We start from the raw sequence: 22002 nt of genomic DNA, 5'->3' as shown, positions 1-22002 counted from the left end.
CAATCCAGGATTGCCCAAAGCGCATCAGATAGACCGGGCGCCCCGACTAATCCATCATTCATGACGAATCCACCGTTCAGGCCGGAAAACCTTGCGTTTCGACCGTATAGCCGGCGGCGGTCATCACCCGCATCAGCTCCTTGTGGCCGAGCTGAGCCATCTTGAGCGGCGGGTTCTTCTTCGGATCCTGCTCGGCCTCGACCACGAACCAGCCTTCATAGCCGTAATCGGCGAAACGCTGGACAATGGCGCCGAAGTCGAGCGAGCCGTCGCCCGGCACGGTGAAGGCGCCGAGCGCCACAGCGTCGAGGAAGGACTGTTTTGTCCGGTCGAGTCCGTCGATCACGCCCATGCGCACATCCTTCACATGGACGTGGTTGATGCGCTTGTGGTGATTGTCGATGGCGCGCAGCACGTCGCCGCCGGCAAAGGCGAGATGGCCGGCATCGAGCAGCAGCGGAATGCCTTCGCCGGAGTTGCGCATGAAGGCATCGAGCTCCAGCTCGGTCTCGACCACCGCCGCCATGTGATGATGGTAGGAAAGCGGCATGCCTTGCTCGGCGCACCATTCGCCGAACTCGGTGACGCGCCGGCCGTAAGCCTTCATCTCGTCGTCTGAAAGTTTCGGTTTGGTGGCCAGAGGCTTGGAGCGGTCGCCCTGGATGGACCGGCCGACCTCGCCATAGACGATGCAGGGCGCGTCGACCGCCTTGAACAGGTCAATCATCGGCTGGATGCGATCCTTGTTCTTCGCCAGGTCCTCATCTACCAGCGTGCCGGAGAACCAGCCCCCGCAGAGCGTGACGTCGGCCTCCTTCAGGATCGGCAGCATCACCCTCGGATCGTTGGGGAAGCGGCGGCCCATCTCCATGCCGGTGAAGCCGGCCGAGCGCGACTGGCGCAGACACTCCTCCAGCGACACGTCATCGCTCAGTTCCACGAGATCGTCGTTCCACCATGCGATGGGGGACATGCCCAGTTTGGCTTTCAAGTCGTCACTCCAATATCGGTTCGTTCCTACCCTCCCCCCTTGTGGGAGGGTCGCTGCGAAGCAGCGGGGTGGGGGGCGGCGCTGCCCCCACCCGGACCTTCGGTCCGACCTCCCCACGAGGGGAGGTAGGGAGCATCGCCTCGCCGGCTTCAATCACCAACGCTCTGTTTCTGCTTCTTCTCCTCATATTCCTTTCGCGCGGCATTGACCTGCGGCCGCGACGAGACTTCCGGCACGGCGACGTCCCACCAATGGCCGCCGGCCTCGGTCGAAACCAGCGGGTCGGTGTCGATGACCAGCACCGTGGTTTTGTCGTTTTTCTTCGCCTTGGCGAGCGCCGTCTCCAGCTCGGCGATCGACGCCACCTTCTCGGCGACGGCGCCCAGACTTGCCGCATGCGCGGCGAAGTCGACGTCCGGCATCACCTCGTGGCGCGCGTCCTTCAACAGATTGTTGAAGTTGGCGCCGCCGGTCGCCATCTGCAGCCGGTTTATGCAGCCATAGCCGCGATTGTCGAGCAGCACGATGGTGAGCTTCAGGCCAAGCATCACCGAGGTGGCGATCTCGGAATTGAGCATCAGATAGGAGCCGTCGCCGACCATGACGACCACCTCCTGGTCGGGCTTCGCCATCTTGACGCCGAGCCCGCCGGCGATCTCGTAGCCCATGGTCGAGAAGCCGTATTCGGCATGGTAGGAGCCCGGCGCGCCGGCCTGCCAGAGCTTGTGCAATTCGCCGGGAAGGCCGCCGGCGGCATGCAGCAAGGTGACGCCCGAACCCATGGCGCGCTGCACGGCGCCGATCACCTGCGCGTCGGATGGATAGGCGGCGTTGGTCGACGCGGTCACCTTGGCGGCGGCGGTCTGCCAGTCCGTCTTGCCCTTCATCGCGTTATCGGTCCAGGCGCTCTGGGCCTTCCAGCCTTTCAGCGCGGCGGATAGTTCGGCAAGGCCCTCGGCGGCGTCGGCGACCAACGGCAGCGCCCTATGCTTGCCGGCGTCGAAAACCTGGGTGTTGAGGCCGATGATGGTGCGGCCGGCATTCTTGAACAGCGCCCAGGAGCCGGTGGTGAAATCCTGCAGCCTGGTGCCGACGGCGAGCACGACATCGGCCTCTTCGGCCAGGCGATTGGCGGCCGACGTGCCGGTGACGCCGACCGCCGCCATGTTGAGCGGATGGTCGTCGGGCAACGAGGATTTGCCGCCTTGCGTTTCGCAGACGGGAATGCCTGCGCCTTGGACCAGCTTGGCGAGCTCGTCCGAAGCCTGCGAATACAGCACCCCGCCACCGGCGATCACCAGCGGCTTCTTGGCGCCCTTCAGCGCCGCGACGGCCGCGGCAAGCTCATTGCGATCCGGGCGCAGCCGGCGCGGTGTCCAGACACGCTCGGCGAACAGGCTTTCGGGGTAATCATAGGCCTCGGCCTGCACGTCCTGGCAGAGCGAGAGCGTCACCGGGCCGCATTCGGCCGGATCCGTCAGCACCTGCATGGCGCGGTTCAGCGCCGGGATGATCTGCTCCGGCCGCGTGATGCGGTCGAAATAGCGCGATACGGGGCGGAAGCAGTCATTGACGCTCGCCGTACCGTCGGAGAAATCCTCCGCCTGCTGCAGCACCGGGTCGGGCAGACGGTTGGCGAAGATATCGCCGGGCAAAAACAGGACAGGCAACCGGTTTACATGCGCGAGCGCGGCGGCCGTCACCATGTTGAGCGCGCCGGGGCCGATCGACGAGGTCGCGGCCATGAAGCGGCGGCGGAAATTGGCCTTGCCATAGGCGATCGCCGCATGCGACATCGCCTGCTCGTTATGGGCACGGAAGGTCGGCAGCTCGTCGCGGACCTGATAAAGCGCCTCGCCGATGCCGGCGACATTGCCATGGCCGAAGATCGCCCAGACTCCGCCGAAGATCGGCACCTTCTTCCCGTCGATCTGGGTCATTTGCCGGCTGAGAAAGCGGGTCAGCGCCTGCGCCATCGTCAGGCGGATTGTCTTGCTCATGATGTCTCCTCCGCAGTCCTTCAGCGGTCTTCTTATGCGGCCTTGCGGCCGCGTGCGGCAAGCCATGCCTCGGTCAACTGTTCGAAGCGCGCGGCCATGTCGGCGATCGCCTCGTCATCCGACATCCTGCCGGCCAGCCATCGTTCGGCGGCGTTGACAAAGATGGTGCGACCGACGGCAAATCCCTTGACGATCGGCGCATTGGCGGTGGCGGCAAACGCCGCGACCAGCTCGTCCTGCGGCGCTTCCAGCCCGAGCAGCACCACGCCACGGCACCATGGATCGTTCTTGACGATCACCTGTTCGATCTTGGCCCAGGCGCCTGCCGAAGCCTGCGGCTCGAGCTTCCACCAGTCGGGCTTGATGCCCAGCGCATAGAGTTCCTCCAGCGCGCGCGGAATGGTGGTGTCGTCGAGCTTGCCATGCTTGCCGGCGATGATCTCGACCAGCAATTCGCGGCCGACTTTCCGCGCCGCTTCGAACAAAGCGCGCAGCTTCTGCTGCTGCTCGGTCTTTAGCGCTTCCGGGTCATCGGGGTGATAGAAGCACAGGCATTTGATGCAGTGGTCGACCGGCCATTCGGTGAGCTGCGAGCCTATGTCCTGCGAGAATTCGAAACGCAGCGGCCGCGACCCGGGCAATTCAACCGGGCGGCCGAGCCAGGCGAAGGGATGGCGGGCGAATTGGAACATGGCGTCGCGGCCATATTTCTCGTCGATCAGCATGCCGTAGCCGTCGCGGCCGGCGGCGACCTTTGCCGCTGCCTTCACGGTCAGCACCTTGAAGTCGGGAATACGCGAAACATCTGCGCCGACCTTGGCGGCAACGTCTTCAAGCTGCACGCGATGATCGCAGGCTAAAGCCATCAGCGAGGGGATGTCGCGCCGCCGCGTCGTTGCCCAGTGGACGTGGTTGATCGCCTCGTCCTTGCGCAGCGCCAGGTGTTTGCTGCCGTTCTTTAAAAAGAACTGCAGCTCCTCGAAGGTCGGGTATTCCGGCGCGCAGAGCAGGCGCGACACCGCGAAGGCGCCGCAGGCATTGGCCCAGGTCGCGGCTGTCGCAAAACTCTCGCCGCCGAGCCAGCCGCGCAGGAAGCCCGACATGAAGGCGTCGCCGGCGCCGAGCACATTGTAGATCTCGATCGGGAAACCCTTGCCGACGATACCGTCCTCGAGATCGTCGCTGATCGGGCCGTCATAGACGATGCAGCCCTTGGCACCGCGCTTGAGCACGATGGTCGCCGAGGACAGGGCGCGGATCGTCTTCAGAGCGCTCAGGCAATCGTCGGCGCCAGACGCGATCATGATCTCTTCCTCGGTGCCGACGATGAGATCGCAATCCGGCAGCACCGTCTTCAGCTGCGCCGAGACCCGGTCGGATTTGACGTAGCGCTCGAAGCCTTCGGCATGGCCGGCAAGGCCCCAGAGGTTCGGGCGATAGTCGATGTCGAACACCACCTTGCCGCCCTTGGCCTTCATCAGGCGGATCGCCTTGCGCTGTGCGGCATCGGAATTCGGCCGCGAGAAATGCGTGCCGGTGACAACCACCGAGCGCGCCGAGGCGATGAAGGCCTCGTCGATATCCTCCTCGGCCAGCGCCATGTCGGCGCAGTCGGAGCGGTAGAAGATCATCGGTGAGACGCCTTCGCTCTCGACCGAAAGTAGCACCAGCGCCGTCAGCCGCTCCTTGTCGGTCTTCAGCCCGTCGACCGAGACGCCTTCACGCCGAAGCTGCTCGCGAATGAAGCGGCCCATCTGCTCGTCGCCGACGCGGGTGAGTAGCGCCGAGCGCAGGCCGAGCCTTGCCGTGCCGACGGAAATATTGGCCGGGCAGCCGCCGACCGACTTGGCGAAAGAGGTGATGTCCTCCAGCCGCGAGCCGATCTGCTGGCCATAGAGATCGACCGAGGCGCGGCCTATGGTGATGACGTCGAGCGGCGGGTATTTCCCTTCCACGGCTTCGCCCATTCGAACCTCCCATCGGCCTTGTTGTGCAGAGCAGCGTCGTTTTGGACAGCGCGCGCCAGCGACGGCGTGGTGTCGTCAATATGAAATATTAATTCCAATTCGCAGTCAATATGGAATGAGCGTTCCCACGGCGAAAAGCTGCCCGCCGGCGAGGCTCAGCCCTTACGCCGGCGCCCGGCCTCGCGGCGTTTCTCGCCGACGGCGACGGTCAGCGCCATGGCCAGCGCCATCGTCGCCGAGATCGAGCGGAAGCCGCCGAAATCGGCCTCTGCGACCTCGAACCAGACCTTGGCAAATTGCGCCAGCGGCGAGAAGGACGAGTCGGTGATTGCCACGATCGGCACGCCCTGTTCCGCGATCGAACGCGTCTCTTCGATGGTCGCCGGCGCGTAAGGCGAGAAGCTGATGGCGATGACGGCATCGCGCGGCGTGGCGAAGCCGATCATCTCGGCGTTCAGGCCGGCGGCCGATTCCACCAGTTGGTTGCGGATCTTGAGCTTGCCCAGCGCATAGGCGATGTAGGACGCGACCGGATAGGAGCGGCGCTTGGCCAGCACATAGATGGTCTCGGCTTTCGCCAGCAGCGCCACGGCCTCTTCGAAATGCGCATCGTTGAGCGAGCGCGAAATGTCGCCCAGCGAGGTGCTGGCGGCGGCGACGAAGCCGTCGAAGATCGCCCGGTGCCCGCCGCCTTCCTCGGCCTTGGCGCGCAGCGCCGCCAGCCGCTCGTCGTAGGAAGAGTTGCGTTCGCGCAGACGCTCGCGGAAAACCTGCTGCAGGCTGGTGAAGCCGTCGAAGCCGAGCTGCTGCGCAAAACGGATCAGCGTCGAGGGCTGCACGCCGGCCGAGGCAGCAATGCTCGCCGCCGTGCCGAAGGCGATGTCGTCAGGGTTGTCGAGCGCATAGGCGGCGATCTGCGCGATGCGCTTGGGCAGGCTCGCGCGCCTGTCCAGGATCGTCGCGCGCAGTGTTTCGAAATCGCGAGGCACCCGTTCGTCCATCGTCGCTCCGCCCACGCTCATAAGGTTTGTCCCTCTCCTGCCTCATCATAGCAAGTTCGCGCAAGAACACCATAAAAAATGATTTAGATGTTCCATTCTCTACTAAAATGGACTAATTCATCCATGCGAACTTTCCTTTGTTTTGGAGACAATCGACATGGTCGGAGTGGGCCTCATCGGCACGGGCTTCATGGGCAAGTGCCACGCCATCGCCTGGAACGCGGTGGGCACCGTCTTTCCCGATGTCGACAAGCCAAGGCTGGTGCATCTGGGCGAGGTGAATGACGAGCTTGCCAAACGTAAAGCTGCCGAGTTCGGCTTCGCAAAAGGCTCCGGCGACTGGCGCGCCGTGGTCGAGGATCCGGACGTCGAAATCGTCTCGCTGACCACGCCAAACCAGTTCCACCCGGAAATGGCGATCGCCATCCTCGAAGCCGGCAAGCATCTGTGGTGCGAGAAGCCGATGGCGCCGAGTTTCGCCGAGGCCGAGGCGATGACGGAGGCCGCAAGAAAATCCGGCAAGGTCGCCGCGCTCGGCTACAACTACATCCAGAACCCCGCCATCCGCCACATCGGCGCGCTGCTCGAGGAAAAGATCATCGGCGACGTCAACCTCCTGCGCATCGAGATGGACGAGGACTTCATGGCCGACCCCGAGGCGCTGTTCTTCTGGAAGCACGAGGCGTCGTCCGGCTATGGCGCGCTCGACGATTTCGCCGTGCATCCGCTGTCGTTGATCAAGGCGCTGTTCGGCCGTGTGTCCCGCGTCATGTGCGACATGGTCAAACCCTATGCCGACCGCAAGACCGCGTCCGGCGCCCGCCGCGCGGTCGAGACCTATGATATCGCCAGCGTCCTGATGCATCTCGAGAACGGCGTTGCCGGCACGCTTTTGGTCAACCGCTCGGCCTGGGGCCGCAAGGGCCGCATCGCCATCCAGATCTTCGGCTCGAAGGGCTCGATCCTCTACGATCAGGAGCGGATGAACGAGTTCCAGCTCTACCTCACCGCCGACCGGCCGACCGAGCAGGGCTACCGCACCATCCTGGTGGCGCCGCACCACAAGCCGTACGATTCCTTTCTGCCGGCGCCCGGCCACGGCCTCGGCTTCAACGACCTCAAGATGATCGAATGCCGCGAACTCCTGATGCGCATCGCCGGCAAGCCGGCGCGCATCATCGATTTCGACGAGGGGCTGGAGATCGAGCGCACCGTGCATGCCATGGCGCGCTCGTTCCAGGAGCAGCGCTGGGTCGATGTGAGATAGGGCAGGCAACGCGTCACGCCTCAGAACCGGACAGGCTCGAAGCGGCCGGATTTGGCCGAGGCAAGTGCCGCTTCGCATAGGATCATCGCCTTGCGCCCGTCCGCCGCGCCGACCGCAGGCCTCTGCCCCGCGCCGACTGACTGGATGAAATGGTCGAGCTCGGCTTCGTAGGATTCGGCATAGCGCTCGACGAAGAAATAGAGCGGCCGCTCAGTGGCGATCCCGTTCTCGCCACTGAGGCTGACGGAGGTCGGCGTGCGGTTGCCGGCCTGCAGCATGCCTCTTGAGCCATGCACCTCGACGCGTTGGTCGTAGCCATAGACGGCGCGCACGCTGTTGTTGATGTGGCACTGCCGACCGGACTCCGTGCGCAGGATGAACATCGCCGTGTCGTAATCGCCGAGCTTGGCGTAATAGGGCTCGACCAGCGACGAGCCGGTTGCGAAGAGCTCCACCGGCTCCTCGCCCAACAAAAAGCGCGCCATGTCGAAATCGTGGATGGTCATCTCGCGGAACACGCCGCCGCCGCCGGCCAGCGCTTCCTCGGTCTCCGGCTCCGGGTCGCGGCTGGTGATGATCACCTGCTCGACAGCGCCGATCTCGCCGGCGTCGATCCGTTTGCGAACAGCGGCGAAGGATGGATCGAAGCGCCGGTTGAAGCCGATCTGCAGCGGCACGCCGGCCTTCTCGACCGCTGCCAGGCATTGGTCGGTGCGAGCGATATCGAGATCGATCGGCTTCTCGCAGAAGATCGCTTTGCCTTTGGCCGCGGCCTCGATGATCAGGTCGGCATGGGTGCGGGTGGCTGACGCGATCACCACTGCCTTGATCGACGGGTCGTTCATCACCGTCGCGGCGTCGGCGATCTCGGCGCCGGTTCCGGCTGCGATCCGCTCGGCCGCGTCGCGGCGCGGATCGACGATGGTGCGCAGGCGCACCCCCGGATGGCGGGCAAGATTTTTCGCATGCACCGAGCCGATCAGCCCGGCGCCGAACAATGCGGCGTCGATCATTTTTCTACCTTCTGAAATGCCTCAGAGCAGGACGACATTTCATTGAATCGTCATCCTGCTCTAACTCTTTGTTGGAGCATGATCTTTTCCGAAAACCGGTTCCCACTTTTCGGAATCATGCTCTAGTGGGCTGCCGCTTCCGCGCCGGAACCCGGCTTGGTGAAGCGCTCCAGTTCCTGCTGCAATTCGCGGATCTCGCGGCCGCCGGCCATCATGTCCAGCACCTCCTTCTCGCTGATGTCGCCCTTGCGGAAGGTGCCGAGCGAGCGGCCGCGGTTGAGCATGGTGAAGACGTCGCCAATCGGATAGGCGTGATGGATATTGTGGGTGATGAAGATGACGGCGAGCCCGCGCGCTCTCGCCTGCGCCACATAGCGCAGCACGATCGAGGCCTGGTGCACGCCGAGCGCCGAGGTCGGCTCGTCCAGGATCAGCACTCGCGCGCCGTGATAGACAGCACGCGCGATCGCCACGCATTGCCGCTCGCCGCCCGAAAGCGTGCCCACCGCCTGCTGCGGATCGCGCACATTGATGCCGATCTTGCCGAGCTCGTCATAGACGATGGCATCGGCCGCCTTCATGTCGATACGTCTGGCGGGGCCCCAGCCCTTCACCGGCTCGCGGCCGAGGAAGAAGTTGCGGGTGATGCTCATCAGCGGGATCATCGACAGGTCCTGGAAGACCGTGGCGATGCCGGCGTCGAGCGCCTGCCTGGGGGAACTGAACGTCACCGGCTTGCCGTCGACATACATCTGGCCTTCGCTCGGCGTGTGCACGCCCGACAGCGTCTTGATCAGCGTCGACTTGCCGGCGCCGTTGTCGCCGAGCAGGCAGTGCACCTCGCCGGCATGCGCGGCGAAAGACATGTCGCGCAGCGCCGTCACCGAGCCGAAGCGGCGAGTGACGTTGCGCAGTTCGATCAGCGGAACGGCGTCAGTCATCAGCGTGCCTCCGTCGCCTTGCGGCGCACGTAATTGTTGACCAGCACGGCGATCAAAAGCATCGAGCCGAGGAACACCTGGAACCAGTCGGTGTCGATGCCGGTGTAGAAGATGCCCATCTCGACCGTGCCGAAGATCAGCGCGCCGAACATGGCGCCGATCGCCGAGCCGTAGCCGCCAGTAAGCAGGCAGCCGCCGATCACCGCCGCGATGATCGCCTGGAATTCCTTCTGCGTGCCGCGCAGCGTGTCGGCCGAGCCGGCTTCGAGCACCTGGATGACGGCGAAGAGCGTCGCCGACAGCGCCGTGCCGATGAAGAGCAGGATCTTCACCCGGTCGACCGGCACCCCGACATTACGCGCCGCGCGGTCGTCGCCGCCGACGGCGAACACCCAGTTGCCGAAGCGCGTCTTGATCAGCAGCCAGGTGGCGAAGGCGGTCACCGCAACCCACCACAGGATTGACATGGACAGGCCCTGCACCATCGGCGAGCCGTCGGGGCGCGCGGCGATCACGCCATGCGCGGCGAGCCAGGCGAAGACCGGCGCGCCGAACTTTCCGCCGAAGAGCCAGACGACGAAGCTGCCTTCCTGGCCGTCGGTGATATAGGGGATCTGCGTGCGCCCGGTGACGGTGCGCGTGATGGCGAGCGTCAGCCCCCGCAGGATGAAGAGGCCCGCCAGAGTGACGATGAAGGAGGGCAGCCTTGTGCGCACCACGAGGATGCCGTTCAAAGCGCCGACAATGATTGCGATGACGAAGGCGATCGCCACCGCCACGGGGATCGAAAGCCCGAACTGGGTGACGCAGAGCCCGATGGTGACGCTGGCAAAGCCGATCATCGAGCCGAGGGAAAGATCGAACTCGCCGCCGATCATCAACAGCGCGACGGCCGCGGCAAGGATGCCGAGCTGCGCCGACACCTGCAGGAAATTGGCGATGCCAGCCATCGAGAACAGGCCGCTATTGCCGGCCGTGATGCCGAAGGCGAGGAAGACGATGATGGTGCCGGTGATGGCGCCAAGCTCCGGCCGCCGCATCAGGCGCACCAGACGTCGCGAAACGGGCTTCGGCTCGGGCGGATGAGCCGGATTCAGTGCATCAGTCACGATCGTCATCCCAATAAGCGTCCAGGGCACCCCAGGCAGATCCGCAGCGGCGGGCTCGGCGTCCGACAATGGCCCAGCCGGCGCTTTCGCCGGCGGGCCATTATAGCATCAGCGGATGCCGCCCTTGCTGAGATCGCGCACGGCGGCCGCATCATCCTTCATGATGAAGGAGGGACCGGTGCGCACGGCGGCTGTCGGGAAGGTCTTGTACATCGCCTTGTTTGTCAGGAAGACGACCGGATAGTAGCCCATCATATATTGCTGGTTGTCGATGCCGAACATCATGGTGCCCTTGGCCACCGCATCGAGGATCTCGGGCGACAGGTCGAACGTGCCGATCTTGTAATTGCCGATCGTGCCGGCGTCCTCGAACATCTTGAGCAGGGGCGCCGCGACGGTCGGGCCGAGCGTCAGCACGCCGGTGACGTCCGGATGCGCGCTGACATAGCCTTCGACGCGGCGCGTCACGTCGGTCGGATCCATGGTGGCCGCGACCACGTCGGAGGAGCCGCCGCTCTTCTTCAGCCCGTCATTATAGCCCTCGCAGCGCTTGTCGAGGCTGACATTGCCGACCTCGTGGTTGATGCAGACGCCCTTCTTGACGCCGGCCTTGGCCATGATCTCGCCGGCCTTGACGCCATTGTCATATTCCGAGCCGCCGCCGACGAAGAGGTCGAGCCCCCAAGGCTCCACCGCTTCCTCGCCGCTGTCGATCACAATCACCGGAATGCCCGCCGCCTTGGCCGCTTCCACCGGCGCCTTCAGCGCGTCCATGTCGGGAATGGAGACGACCAACCCGTCGGGCTTCGACGCGGTCGCCGCCTCGATCATGCGCGCCATGCGCACCACGTCGAAGGTTTCCGGCGCCTGGTACTCGGCCTTGACGCCGAGCTGCTTGGCGGCGGCCTGCATGCCGTTCTTCACCACGCTCCAATAGACGTCGTTGGCCTGGCCGTGGGTGACGAAGACGATGCGCACATCGCTCTCCTTCTTCACCTGGGCCGGCGCAGGCAGGATGCTGGCGCCGGCAAAGGCGAGCGAGAGCGCCGCTGCGCCAAGCAGGTTTCGGATCGAGAATAAGGCACTCATGGTGGTTCTCCTCAGTTGTTGTTGTGTTCCCAAAGTCCTGGCCTCGACCCTCCCGGTCAGGCCGTTCTCGTCGCCTCCAGGCCTGCCCTTGCCGACGCGGCCCGGAAATCCCGGAGCGAGCCGCGGCGGATGGACAGGCCCTCCACGAAGGCCATGAAGTCCGGGTCTGGAAGCAGTTCGAATTCGTCGATGCGGATCTGCGCCGAGTCGGGCTCGATCACCTCGATCTCGCCGGGCGCATTGGCGTGCAGGCAAAGGAAGTTGAGCCCTTCGCTGATCTGGTTGAACAAACCCTCATAGCGCGCCCGGGCCGGCTGGTTGCGGTGCCATGGCGTTTCCAGCACAGCGCTTGCCAGCGTCTCGCCGGCCTGCTCCAGGCGCTTGCCCGGCGCGGCATAGATGCTGTCGTCCAGCTTGCCCAGATTGTGGATCGGCCCGTAGACGGAAATGCTTTTGGGGAACAGCGTCGGCAGGCCGTAGTCGATGCCGACCGCCGCATAGCGCTCGACGAATTCCGGCGAGAACACCGCGCCCATGTGGCCGTCCATATGCGTGAGCGACAGCCCGGCGGCCTTGGCCGCGTCGATCTGCGCCCGCATCTCCGCCTCCACCGCTTCCGGCTCGCCCTTGGCGCGCAATTCCGGCACGGAGCGGAACAGATAGCCGTCGCCATCGACGATGCCGGACGCCTGGCTTGCCTTGGTCAGCGGCCGCCAGCGATAGTATTTCTTCTCAGAGGTCAGCGTGATGTGGACGCCCAGATTGAGCGAGGGGTCTGCGGCACCCGCCTCGGCGATCTCCAGGAACCACGGGCAGGGCACCATCACCGAGCCGCTGTCGACCGCGCCGGCGCGCTTCAGCTTCAGATAGGCGACATTGGCGCCATGGCACATGCCGACATCGTCGATGTTGATGACGACCTTGCGTTCAGCCGGCATGGCGGACCTCCTTGGCGCGCTCATGCACGTAGAAGCCCGCGCCTTGCGCCAGTTTCTTCAGATTGCGATAGCCCATCGTGGCATAGGTCAAGGGATGCGCCTTGGTCGGGTCCTGCTCGGCTTCCACCACCAGCCAGCCGGAATAGCCCTGGTCGGCGAGGATTTTTAAGAGCGTCGGATAGTCGATCGCGCCGTCGCCCGGCACGGTGAAGATGCCTTCCATCACCGCGCCCATGAAGCTCATGTCGGCCTCGCGCGCCTTCTTCAGGATGGCCGGGCGCACGTCCTTGCAATGGACATGCACCACGCGCTCGACATGCCGGCGCAGCAATTGCTCCGGGTCGCCGCCCGAAAAGGCGCAGTGCCCGGTGTCGTAGAGCAGGCCGACCGCCTCGCCGGTGGTGTGCATCAGCCTGTCGATTTCCGCGTCGGTCTCGACGATCGTGCCCATGTGATGGTGGAAGGCCATGCCGACGCCGAAATCGGAAAACCGCTCCGCGAGCCGGGTGATCTTCGCGCCATAGGCCTTCCACTCCTCGTCCATCAGCTTCGGCCGCTGCGAGATCGGATCGTGGATCGCGCCATGCCGGCCGCGCGAAGTATCGGCATAGACGACGCGTCTCGCGCCGAGATCGCGAAGCAGCGTCAGATGCGGCCGGATGGCCTCGAATTCCTCATCCACCTCCTTCTCGCAGATGCGCCCGTCATACCAGCCGGAGACCAGCGCCAGCCCGTAATGGTCGAGGATCGGCCGAAGCGCGCGGCTGTCGCGCGGAAACTTGCCGCCAAGCTCGGTGCCGGCATAGCCGGCCTCCGCCGTCTCGCTGAGGCAGGTCTCGAGCGGCGTGTCGCCACCCAGTTCCGGCACGTCGTCATTGGTCCAGGTGATCGGGTTGATGCCAAGTCGAACTGTCGTCATTGCTCGCTTTCCGCCCCGCAGCCATGATGGCTGCGGGGTGTCCTGTCTCGGGAGGAGATGCTGCGGTTGCCGGCGGCGGGGCGAAACCCTGCCGTTCGTTCGGCACGACGCCCTCCCAGCGCCGCGCCTCACATGTTTGTCGACGTCTTACCCCAACGTCATTGAGCGAAGTCTACGCCGCTCTGTCTCCATCACGAGGGCCAGTTTTCCGGAAAATGAAGGAACCAGTTTGTGTTGGGGGGTGGGTGTGGCAGGATGGGAGATGGGAAATCCAAGAGCATCCACGCAGCACTATGGAACTAAGCGTCTACCGTCGGCGCGAGGCACCCCCCTCTGTCCTACCGGACATCTCCCCCGCAAGGGGGGAGATTGGCAGCTTCGCCGGCGGCACCTCTCCAGCAACGTTTGCGATTGGCGAAGGCGACGGCGACATCTGATCTCCTCCCTTGCGGGGGAGATGGCCGGCAGGCCAGAGGGGGGTGGGCGGGAGCTCGGCCTTTGCAAGTTTGGGTTCCTCTCCCCCACAAAGTGGGGGAGAGGTGGCTCGGCGAAGCCGAGACGGAGAGGGGGAGCGCCCTACGCGATTATTCCCTGCCACGAGTCAAAAGCGCATCGTCACCCGCACCTCCCCTCCAACGCCAGGGCATAACCGATGCGCTCCCACCCCAAGCCCCAAGCCTTCCCCCTCGACATGCTGGCCGTGAACCGCTCGAGCCCCGAGCATCTTTCGCGCCAGCTCTATCACGGCCTCGTCGCCATCATCCGCAGCCGCGGGCTTCCCCCCGGCTCGGAGCTCCCGTCCACCCGCGCTCTGGCCGCCGAGCTCGGCCTTGGCCGCAACACCATCGTCGCCGCCTACGACCAGCTCGTCACCGAAGGCTATCTCGCCAATCGCCAGGGCGCCCGCCCGGTCATCGTCGACCTGCCCGAAGGCCCGCGCGAGTCAGCGGCCGAGGAGCCGCCCGTGCCGCTGCGCCAGCCCTCGCTGCGCGGCCAGCAGCTGCTCAGCCAGCCCTATCATCACGGCCGGCCGGGGCATGTCGCCTTCCACCCCGGCATGCCGGATGCGCAGAGCTTTCCCTTCGGCGTCTGGGGCCGGCTGGTCGCGCGCCGCGCCAGCCATGGCGGCGAGACGCTGTTCGGCACCTATGACGTCACCGGCCATCCAGCGCTCAAGGAAGCGATCGCCGGCTATCTCTATTCCGCGCGCGGCGTGCGCTGTCGTCCCGAGCAGATCGTCATCACCACCGGCGCGCAGGCCGCCTTCGATCTTCTCGCTCGCCTTTTGCTCGACCCCGGCGACACGGTGTGGATGGAGGAGCCCGGCTATTACGGCGCCAAGGCCGCCTTCACCGTGGCCGGCGCCAGGATCCTGCCCATCCCCGTCGACCAGGAGCGCGGCTGGCGGCTCGATGCTCCAAACTTCTCGCCCCGTCTCATCTATGTGACGCCGGCCTGCCAGCATCCGCTCGGCATCACCATGCGCATGGAGGAGCGGTTGCGCCTGCTCGATATCGCCGAGACCGCGAATGCCTGGGTGATCGAGGATGATTTCGACGGCGAATACCGCTTTCAAGGCCGCCCCGTGCCGGCGATCCAGAGCATGGACCGCTCCGGCCGCGTCATCTATGTCGGCACCTTCGCCAAGCTGCTGTTCCCGGCGCTGCGCCTCGGCTTCATGGTGCTTCCGCCGGAGCTTGCCGGCCGCATCGTCAACGCGCTCTCCACCACCGGCCAGTTCGCGCCGCTGCTGCTGCAGGCCGCCTTGGCCGACTTCATCACCGAAGGCCATATGAGCCGGCATCTGAAGCGCATGCGCCGCATTTACGCCCAGCGCCGCCAGCTTTTTCGCGAGATCGTGACCGAGCGCCTGCGCGATGAGATCACGCTGTCCCCCGCCGAAGCCGGCATCCAGGTGGTGGGCTATCTCAAGGATGGCATCGACGACATCAAGGTCAGCCAGGCCGCAGCAAAAAAGGCGATCAACGTCTCGCCGCTGTCGAAATATTTCCAGAACACCGCGCCGACCCAAGGGCTGGTGCTGGGCTATGCGGCGTGTGACGCGGCGCAGACAAGGGATGGGGTGGAGCGGTTGGCGGCGGCGATAAGGGAGGTGCTGGGGTGAGGGGCTGCTGCGTCCCCTGTAGTGCTTGGCGCACAAGAAACGCCGCAAAGTCGCCAAAGCGCTTGAAAAGAAAAGGCTTTCTAAGCAGCCATGTAGCGCTTGTGTACCACCGCTGCGGGTTCTGGGGAAGGGGCTAGGCGCCAATAGCAGCCATCAGCTTTGTCGCGACAGCGTCAAGGCCATCCGACCATTGGGCAGCCACGCGGTCGGCTAGGATAGGCGAATACTGGTAGATGTCTTTGGACGTAACCCCCGCCCAAACGGGAAGGATGACCTTCTGTTGCTCAACCAACTCACGGGTGAAGATCGACTGGTATTCGGTTTTCGCCCACCCGCCGTTGGCGAGGAAGTTGGGGGTCAAAATGAAGATGCATTTCCTACATTGCTTGAGCCCCTTCTCAATGCTCTCCCTGAGGCTATCGCCAACCTTGAGGCTGTACTCGTCGTACCATACGGGGCACATGCGGCTGCTCAATGCCAACGCCAGCTTCTGAGCGATCTCCTCTTTGTCGCGGCTGTCATGTGAAATGAACGCAAGAGGCTTCTCATTGCGGTTGCGAGCTTCCATGTATTCGACGCTCCGGAATTCGATGAAGTGGCCTTGCTGCTTCCCTTCTCGCCAAATCTGTTCCTTGAGGTGGTCCGGTACAGGCTCCTCTGAATACAGGAATATGCGCCCCGTGAAGCGCAGATCGTCGGAGGTCGCCTCCTGCAAGTTGGACAGCCGCATGGTGACATGCAGATTGCGTTTCCATTCGAAGAGTTCCCTGAGCGAATTCAGGCACAACAGTTCGGGCCATTCGACCCCGCTGCGAGCCGGGATGTAGAACGACACGTAGAAAGCATTGGCCTCGAAGTTGAGGTGAACCCTGGAGATGACCTTCATTAACTCCTTCCCGTCGCGATCCGAGATCGGGAACTCGGCGTGCTGGGTGAGAGCGTGGGCGTCTTTGAAGAAGTATTCCTTGACGGTAGCCATTCGCAGTCTCAGTCTAAAATTTCGGGTCGGGAATTTGAGAGGTCATGTTACGAGAGCACTGGGGCACCTCCCCCCGGGGGGGGGCAGATGGGACCCGTCATGCGCAAAGCTGGGTAGCCAGACTTTCGAGTTCCGCAGTAAGTACGTCAATCCATACCTCCGCGTCTCAACAGGCCGCCAAGGGGCCTCTGGGCTTGGCCTCTGGGCGCAACGTGAAGCCGCCGCCGCCTATTTCACGAAAGGGCGGAACAGACCTTCCCCCCAATGGGACTGAACCCGCTAGGCCTCTTTTTACGCCGCCAGCTCTTTCTGGGCGAGACGTTGGATGACCGTCTTCGCTTCCGAGAATGGCACTACATCGGCTCCGACTTGAAGTAGATTGAGGTCTGATGCTGACCAGCTTTCAGCGTCATCATAAATAATCCGCTGGATTAGCGTCGGATCATGTCTCGCTTTCACATCAAGGTTGGCAACAACACGGGCGTTGATTGAGGATGGGTCTTTCGCAACAGCGTCGATGATTAGCTTGCGGCCATTGGCAAAGCTCACAACGTTGGCAAACTTGTGTTGCTTCGTGCTCATTCCGATGATCTCGGTTTGTGCCACTTGCTTGGTAAATGCTGCTTGCAAATAGTCAGCCAACATTTTCCTGAAATCCCGTCCGCGCTTGACCTTTTTGTGATCGTACAACCAATGGGCCACATCCCGCGCCGTATTGGCTACAAGCAGCACGCCCAGCGGCGCGGACTGGATTGGCATCCCCGGTGTGCGAATGACCCCGCCTTGAATGAGCAATCCTTGCTCTTGCACAATGTGCCTAACGAGCCTGTCAGCAGCGTCCACTTCGATGCCTGCGGCCAGCACCTGCCCTAAAGCCTCGCCCTCGTCGGATACGACTACGGTTTCCCGCCCGGTGCGCACTAGCACTCGCACAAGCCCATTTGACGGGTACATACAGTGGGTGGTTACAACCAAACCCTCCGATGTCTCTCGCGTAGCCGGAAGGGAATTGGCCAAATACTCCGCCATTTCCAATGCGCTCGAAGGTGTCCAACTCATATCAGTAGATCCGACTTTGGCAGCTCGATTAGATGATCGGGCGGCAATCCGACAATTTTCGTATCAGCGCAGAACCAACGCAAGATGGCATCAAATGTTCTGGCCGGATTGGTGAATGGTTCGGCAAGGTGAAGGTCGGGAGGCGTCAGCGTGCCACGAAAGAACTGTCTATTGAGCGGCCATGAATGGTAGTGCGGACCTTGTACGAAGGGAGGCAACCCTGCCGGCGCGTGAAGCGAGTTAGGGTGATATTCGTCCGTATAGTCAAGTCGGCAAATCGCCGCGTTGAAACAGATGCTGAGCCTGAACTTCAGCTCTTTCGCCCTAGGGAACCCAACTATCAAAAGCTTTGCGCCCCGCTGCTCACCTTCGACCTGAAGCGGGAAATCCGTCGCGCGTTCGTGAGCGCTGTAGCCCGGACGCCAATTGTATGGCCCGTCAGCGCCAACTATAGTCTTCGTCTCGGCCATGAAAGTGTCGACCATAGCCAGAAGGTCTTGAGAGACCAAAGCAACGACCCCCCGCAATTCGGAAAGGATTGGTCGCATGGTCTTTCACTTTACGCAATCGTAATGGCAGTCTGCCAGATGCAGATGCAACTTGGGAGCTTCACAAATTGCGTTTAGCCTGCCGGTAGTCCGCAGTCTTAAGGGAGACTGTAAGCTCCCGCTTGAAGAGACCGGTGGCGGGGTTGAGCAACTCGGACAGTTTGGCCCTCAGGTGAGGAGGCACGGGCTTGGCGGCAAGCTCCTGCGGGAGCCGCTTGCGAAACTAATAGATGCCGGAAGTGCGCCGCTGCATGTAGCTCAAAGCCGCCATGGTGAACCGCCTTTGTGGGGCCTCTTTGTGTACAAGGCGGCTCTATCTAAGGCCCTGAACCTTATACCTTTTGGCTTTTCAATGCGCTAGGACAAACGTGGCGCACCCGACAAGATTCGAACTTGTGACCTCTGCCTTCGGAGGGCAGCGCTCTATCCAGCTGAGCTACGGGTGCTTCCCGGGACCCGGAAAACGAACCAGCCGATGAGCCGGCCAGCCACGGCTTCTTAGCGGAAGCCGCTGCGGGCTTCAACGGGCAATTGGCGATTGTGCGCCGGCCTGTTGGGTGATTGTCCGACTGATAGGCTGCCGGATAGGGCGCTCCCCCTCTCCGTCTCGGCTTCGCCGAGCCACCTCCCCCCCGCTCTGGCGGGGGCGAGGAACCGAAGCTCCGGTGGCCTAACCTTCTGCCTCGACCTTCGCCGTCTTCCGCCGCACCGCCCGCGCGGTGTGCTTCTGCTTCTTCGCACTTGCCAGCTCATGCATGGCATCCAGCTGCATCTGCTGCATTTCGGCCAGGCGCTGCCATTGGCGCGAGATCAGGTAATCGAGCTTTTCGTGCAGGTGGCGCACTTCCAGCTCGGCCTTGAGGTTCACCCGGTAGTCGTTGAAGGAGCGCAGTCGGTCTTTGGCTTCCTGGCGCTTCTGGCTCATCATGATCACCGGCGCCTGGATGGCGGCGATACAGGAGAGCAGAAGGTTGAGCAGGATGAACGGATAGGGGTCGAAGGCCTTGGATTCGCCCTGGACGAGGTTGAGGCCGATCCAGATCAACAGCACCGCCGCGAACGAGATCAGGAACCACCAGCTGCCGCCGAACTCGGCCATGCCGTCGGAGACGCGGTCGGCGAAGGAGCGGTGCTCTTCGAATTCCTCTTCCGAGTTTTCCGAGATCGTGTCCTGCCTTGCGATCGATTCCACCACCTGGCGGTCGAGCTCGGAGAATTCGCCATGCTCCTGCTGCAGCAATTCCTCCATGTAGCGCATGCGGTAGCGGCCGAGCTCCTCGCGGCTGATGCGGGCGCCGCGCGGCAGGTCGGGATGGTCGGAGCGGATGCGGTCGGCGAGGCTGGGCCTGAGGTCGTCGATGCGCACCAGGTCGCGCTTGCGGAATTTGCGCCCCGATATAGCCGAGGGCTTTTTCTTCGGCTTGACCCTGGCGGCGCCGGGAACATGCGGTTCGGCGTGCGGCTCGGAATCCGGCACTTCTGGCGCTTCCAGGATCTCGTCGGCGGCTGCTTGCGCATCCTCCGGCACGGTTTCCGCCTCGAGATACTCGCCGGCGATGTCGTTCTCGTCGTCGGGCTGCGCGGATGCCTTCGGGTCGCCTGCCATGCTCGGTGCTCCTGTTCGAGGCTTTGCGATACGATACGCCAAGCCGGCGGCATATCCATGGTCAGTGTGAAAAGTGTGTGACGGAACAAGTTCTTGTGATGGGGTGGGCGTTGCTTTCTCCGCCGACCTTCGCGCTGCAATCGCACGTGGCGGCGCAGCCCGCTCTCCGTCTCGGGCTTCGCCCGATCCACCTCTCCCCCGTTTCATGGGGGCGAGGAAACGCCAACCGTCAAGGGCGCGGCCTTCGCAATCCTAGGTTCCTCGCCCCGGCCGGAGGCGGGGGAGAGGTGGCTCGGCGAAGCCGAGACGGAGAGGAGAGCGCCGTCGGCAATTTCTCACCACCCCTGGAGCAATCGTCTCCGCCCCCTGGCCTTGAGTGAGATCAAGCTCGCCCCTGTGGCGGGCCTGACAGGCTGACTATATCGAGATCAGGCCTGACCGTTCAGGCTCCCGCCACCTGGGCCGCGCGCAGCGCCCCGCAAAAGAGGGATCGCCACCATGTACAAGACAATCCTGATTGCTACCGACGGTTCGGAACTCGCCCAAAAGGGCGTCGCCCACGGGCTTGAGCTGGCCAAAGGGCTCGGCGCCACCGCCATCTTCGTCACCGTCTCCGAGCCGTTCCCGACGCTGGCCTGGGGCGGCGCCATGGCCGGCTATGTCGCCGCCGACGAGCTCACCAATTACCAGGAAAACGCGCGCAAATATGCCCGCGAGATGCTCGACAAATGCAAGGCCGAGGCGGATGCGAAGGGCATCGGTGCGAAGACCCTGCACATCGAGAACCGCACGCCCGCCGAGGCGATCCTCGAGGTGGCTGCCGCTGAGGCCTGCGACCTCATCGTCATGGCCTCGCACGGCCGCCGCGGGCTGGGGCGCCTTGTGCTCGGCAGCCAGACGGCGGAGGTGGTGTCGCTGACGCAGATCCCGGTGCTGGTAGTTCGGTAAGTCCGCCGATATTCAGGTGAGGCCGGCCTGCGAACGATGGTTTCCTGCGCTTCCGGTGCTCACGTACTTAAAATACGCTCCGCTCCGGTTCTCGGAAACCATCATTCTCGGCGCGGCCTGACCTGAATCTCGACAGACCCCGGGCCGTCGTCGCCATTTTGCCACTTGCCAAAAGGGGCCGTCCATACATGACGAAGTCGAAAGGCGCCGCTCTACTGCGCCGGCAGCAGCAGCGGTGAACTAGGCGACGCCAGATCCGGCAACGGCAGATCCGACGCCGGCTGGCCCGGCAGCGTCGATGCAGGCGTCGCCTGATTCGGCATCGACAGGCCGGGCAATGCCGAGTCCGGCGGCTGCAAGCCAGGCGGCGGCGAAGCCGGCTGCTGCCCGGAATACATCAGCCTGGGCTGGCCGGCATCGGCTATCGTCGGCCCCAGGCTTCGCTGGATCAGCGCCTCGACATGGTTGTTGCGCTGGCGCGCGCTGTCGGCGCCCATCACCACCACGATCAGATGCCGCCCATCGGCATTGTAGGAGGTGACGATGTTGTAGCCGGAGGCACGGATATAGCCGGTCTTGATGCCGTCGACCCCGCGCACGCGCCCCAGCATGTCGTTGTGGCCGCGCACCAGCCGGCCGCGGAACATGAAGTCGCTTTCGGAGAAATAGTGGAAGTGCTGCGGGAAGCGCTTTTCCAGCGCCATGCCCAGTACCGCCATGTCGCGCGCCGTCGTCACCTGGCCATCGTCGGGCAGGCCGCAGGCATTGCGGAAATTGGTGCCGGTCATGCCGAGCGAGCGCGCCTTGGCGGTCATCATGGCGGCGAACTGGTCCTCTGAGCCGCCGCCCAGATATTCGCCCACCGCCACCGCCACGTCGTTCGCCGACTTCACCACCATGGCGCGGATGGCGGAATCGACGTCGATCGTCTCGCCGCGGCGGAAACGCAGCGTTGTCGGCGGCTGCGAGGCGGCGTGGTCGGAAACCGGGATCTGCGTCTGTTTGGTGACGCGGCCGCTCTCCAGCGCCTCGAACAGCATGTAGAGCGTCATCATCTTGGTCAGCGAGGCGGGATAGCGCTGCGCCGTGGAATTGACCTCGAACAAGGTCTTGCCGGTCAAGGCGTCGACCACGATCGCCGCATATTTCTGCGGCTTCGCCGGCACGGCAAGCACGCTTTCAGGCGGCGCGGCCGTGGTGCAGCCGGCCACCAGCAGGAGCAGGGCCATCGCGGCGATGAGTTTCTGGAGGAAAGGAAAGGGACGGGGCAAGACGATTCTAAAGCTGTTGCTGAGTTGCGGCGAAGCTAACGTAACGCATGTGCCGCGTCCAACTGGTTAACGGCGATAGCAAGGCATTTGCCCAGGTTTTCGGGGGTTCGCGCTGGCGGCGACGCTGCCAATCTCCCCCCTTGCGGGGGAGATCGGATGTCGCGCAGGCTTTCGCCAATCGCCAGCGTTGCAGGATGTCCACGCTTTGCCTTCCCCACCACCTTTCCGCTA

Annotated in this window: 18 protein-coding genes and 1 tRNA gene; 3 read left to right on the top strand and 16 right to left on the bottom strand. The window is 63.8% G+C overall.

What is annotated here, in order from left to right; all coding sequences use genetic code 11:
* Positions 1–76: 76 nt before the first annotated feature.
* The 4 genes from iolE (O7A05_RS13885) to O7A05_RS13870 form a co-directional block, all read right to left on the bottom strand.
* On the bottom strand, positions 77–991 hold the full coding sequence (gene iolE, locus O7A05_RS13885) for a myo-inosose-2 dehydratase (RefSeq protein ID WP_337093653.1): 915 nt from the start codon (positions 989–991) through the stop codon (positions 77–79).
* A 149-nt stretch (positions 992–1140) separates the two neighbouring features.
* The gene (iolD, locus tag O7A05_RS13880; protein ID WP_337093652.1) at positions 1141–2991 is read right to left on the bottom strand and encodes a 3D-(3,5/4)-trihydroxycyclohexane-1,2-dione acylhydrolase (decyclizing); all 1851 of its coding nucleotides are present in this window, start codon (positions 2989–2991) and stop codon (positions 1141–1143) included.
* 32 nt (positions 2992–3023) lie between these two features.
* Positions 3024–4958: a bifunctional 5-dehydro-2-deoxygluconokinase/5-dehydro-2-deoxyphosphogluconate aldolase gene (locus tag O7A05_RS13875; RefSeq protein WP_337093651.1), complete on the bottom strand. Its 1935-nt coding sequence runs from the start codon at positions 4956–4958 to the stop codon at positions 3024–3026.
* 155 nt (positions 4959–5113) lie between these two features.
* On the bottom strand, positions 5114–5959 hold the full coding sequence (locus O7A05_RS13870) for an SIS domain-containing protein (RefSeq protein ID WP_041000137.1): 846 nt from the start codon (positions 5957–5959) through the stop codon (positions 5114–5116).
* 157 nt (positions 5960–6116) lie between these two features.
* Between O7A05_RS13870 and O7A05_RS13865 the strand changes: the two genes are divergently transcribed.
* Positions 6117–7226, top strand: a complete 1110-nt coding sequence (locus tag O7A05_RS13865) for a Gfo/Idh/MocA family protein (RefSeq protein WP_337093650.1) — start codon at positions 6117–6119, stop codon at positions 7224–7226.
* Between the two features lie 20 nt (positions 7227–7246).
* On the opposite strand, the gene iolG is transcribed toward O7A05_RS13865, so the two are convergent.
* From iolG to iolE (O7A05_RS13835), 6 genes are all read right to left on the bottom strand, one after another.
* On the bottom strand, positions 7247–8239 hold the full coding sequence (iolG, locus tag O7A05_RS13860; RefSeq protein WP_337093649.1) for an inositol 2-dehydrogenase: 993 nt from the start codon (positions 8237–8239) through the stop codon (positions 7247–7249).
* Between the two features lie 122 nt (positions 8240–8361).
* Entirely contained in the window at positions 8362–9180 is an 819-nt protein-coding gene (locus O7A05_RS13855) for an ATP-binding cassette domain-containing protein (protein WP_337093648.1), read from the bottom strand.
* Positions 9180–10298, bottom strand: a complete 1119-nt coding sequence (locus O7A05_RS13850; protein WP_415927007.1) for an ABC transporter permease — start codon at positions 10296–10298, stop codon at positions 9180–9182. The genes O7A05_RS13855 and O7A05_RS13850 overlap by 1 nt, the downstream gene beginning before the upstream one ends.
* Positions 10299–10397: 99 nt before the next feature.
* The gene (locus tag O7A05_RS13845) at positions 10398–11378 is read right to left on the bottom strand and encodes a rhizopine catabolism ABC transporter substrate-binding protein (RefSeq protein WP_337093646.1); all 981 of its coding nucleotides are present in this window, start codon (positions 11376–11378) and stop codon (positions 10398–10400) included.
* 56 nt (positions 11379–11434) lie between these two features.
* Positions 11435–12316 (bottom strand): polysaccharide deacetylase family protein, encoded by an 882-nt coding sequence (locus O7A05_RS13840; RefSeq protein ID WP_337093645.1) that lies wholly within the window; start codon positions 12314–12316, stop codon positions 11435–11437.
* Entirely contained in the window at positions 12306–13235 is a 930-nt protein-coding gene (gene iolE / locus O7A05_RS13835; protein ID WP_337093644.1) for a myo-inosose-2 dehydratase, read from the bottom strand. Before iolE (O7A05_RS13835) ends, O7A05_RS13840 begins: the two co-directional genes overlap by 11 nt.
* A 652-nt stretch (positions 13236–13887) precedes the next feature.
* Between iolE (O7A05_RS13835) and mocR the strand changes: the two genes are divergently transcribed.
* Positions 13888–15360 (top strand): rhizopine catabolism transcriptional regulator MocR, encoded by a 1473-nt coding sequence (gene mocR, locus O7A05_RS13830; RefSeq protein WP_337093643.1) that lies wholly within the window; start codon positions 13888–13890, stop codon positions 15358–15360.
* Between the two features lie 133 nt (positions 15361–15493).
* On the opposite strand, the gene O7A05_RS13825 is transcribed toward mocR, so the two are convergent.
* From O7A05_RS13825 to O7A05_RS13805, 5 genes are all read right to left on the bottom strand, one after another.
* The gene (locus O7A05_RS13825) at positions 15494–16339 is read right to left on the bottom strand and encodes a toll/interleukin-1 receptor domain-containing protein (RefSeq protein WP_337093642.1); all 846 of its coding nucleotides are present in this window, start codon (positions 16337–16339) and stop codon (positions 15494–15496) included.
* 291 nt (positions 16340–16630) lie between these two features.
* Positions 16631–17266, bottom strand: coding sequence for a hypothetical protein (locus tag O7A05_RS13820; RefSeq protein WP_337093641.1), 636 nt, complete (start codon positions 17264–17266; stop codon positions 16631–16633).
* Positions 17267–17394: 128 nt separating this feature from the next.
* Complete coding sequence (locus O7A05_RS13815) at positions 17395–17868, bottom strand: hypothetical protein (protein ID WP_337093640.1); 474 nt, start codon at positions 17866–17868, stop codon at positions 17395–17397.
* Between the two features lie 447 nt (positions 17869–18315).
* Positions 18316–18392 (bottom strand) — tRNA-Arg (locus O7A05_RS13810).
* A gap of 224 nt (positions 18393–18616) precedes the next feature.
* Entirely contained in the window at positions 18617–19552 is a 936-nt protein-coding gene (locus O7A05_RS13805) for a DUF1003 domain-containing protein (RefSeq protein WP_337093639.1), read from the bottom strand.
* A gap of 498 nt (positions 19553–20050) precedes the next feature.
* Between O7A05_RS13805 and O7A05_RS13800 the strand changes: the two genes are divergently transcribed.
* On the top strand, positions 20051–20500 hold the full coding sequence (locus tag O7A05_RS13800) for a universal stress protein (protein ID WP_337093638.1): 450 nt from the start codon (positions 20051–20053) through the stop codon (positions 20498–20500).
* Positions 20501–20712: 212 nt separating this feature from the next.
* Here O7A05_RS13800 and O7A05_RS13795 read toward each other — a convergent pair whose 3' ends face one another.
* Positions 20713–21729, bottom strand: a complete 1017-nt coding sequence (locus tag O7A05_RS13795) for a D-alanyl-D-alanine carboxypeptidase family protein (protein WP_415927006.1) — start codon at positions 21727–21729, stop codon at positions 20713–20715.
* Positions 21730–22002: the final 273 nt, after the last annotated feature.

The organism is Mesorhizobium argentiipisi (SeqCode), from assembly GCF_037179585.1.
Classification (GTDB): Bacteria; Pseudomonadota; Alphaproteobacteria; order Rhizobiales; family Rhizobiaceae; genus Mesorhizobium; species Mesorhizobium argentiipisi.
The sequence above is the reverse complement of the archived record's forward strand: the minus strand, read 5'-3'. Positions and strand labels throughout refer to the sequence as shown.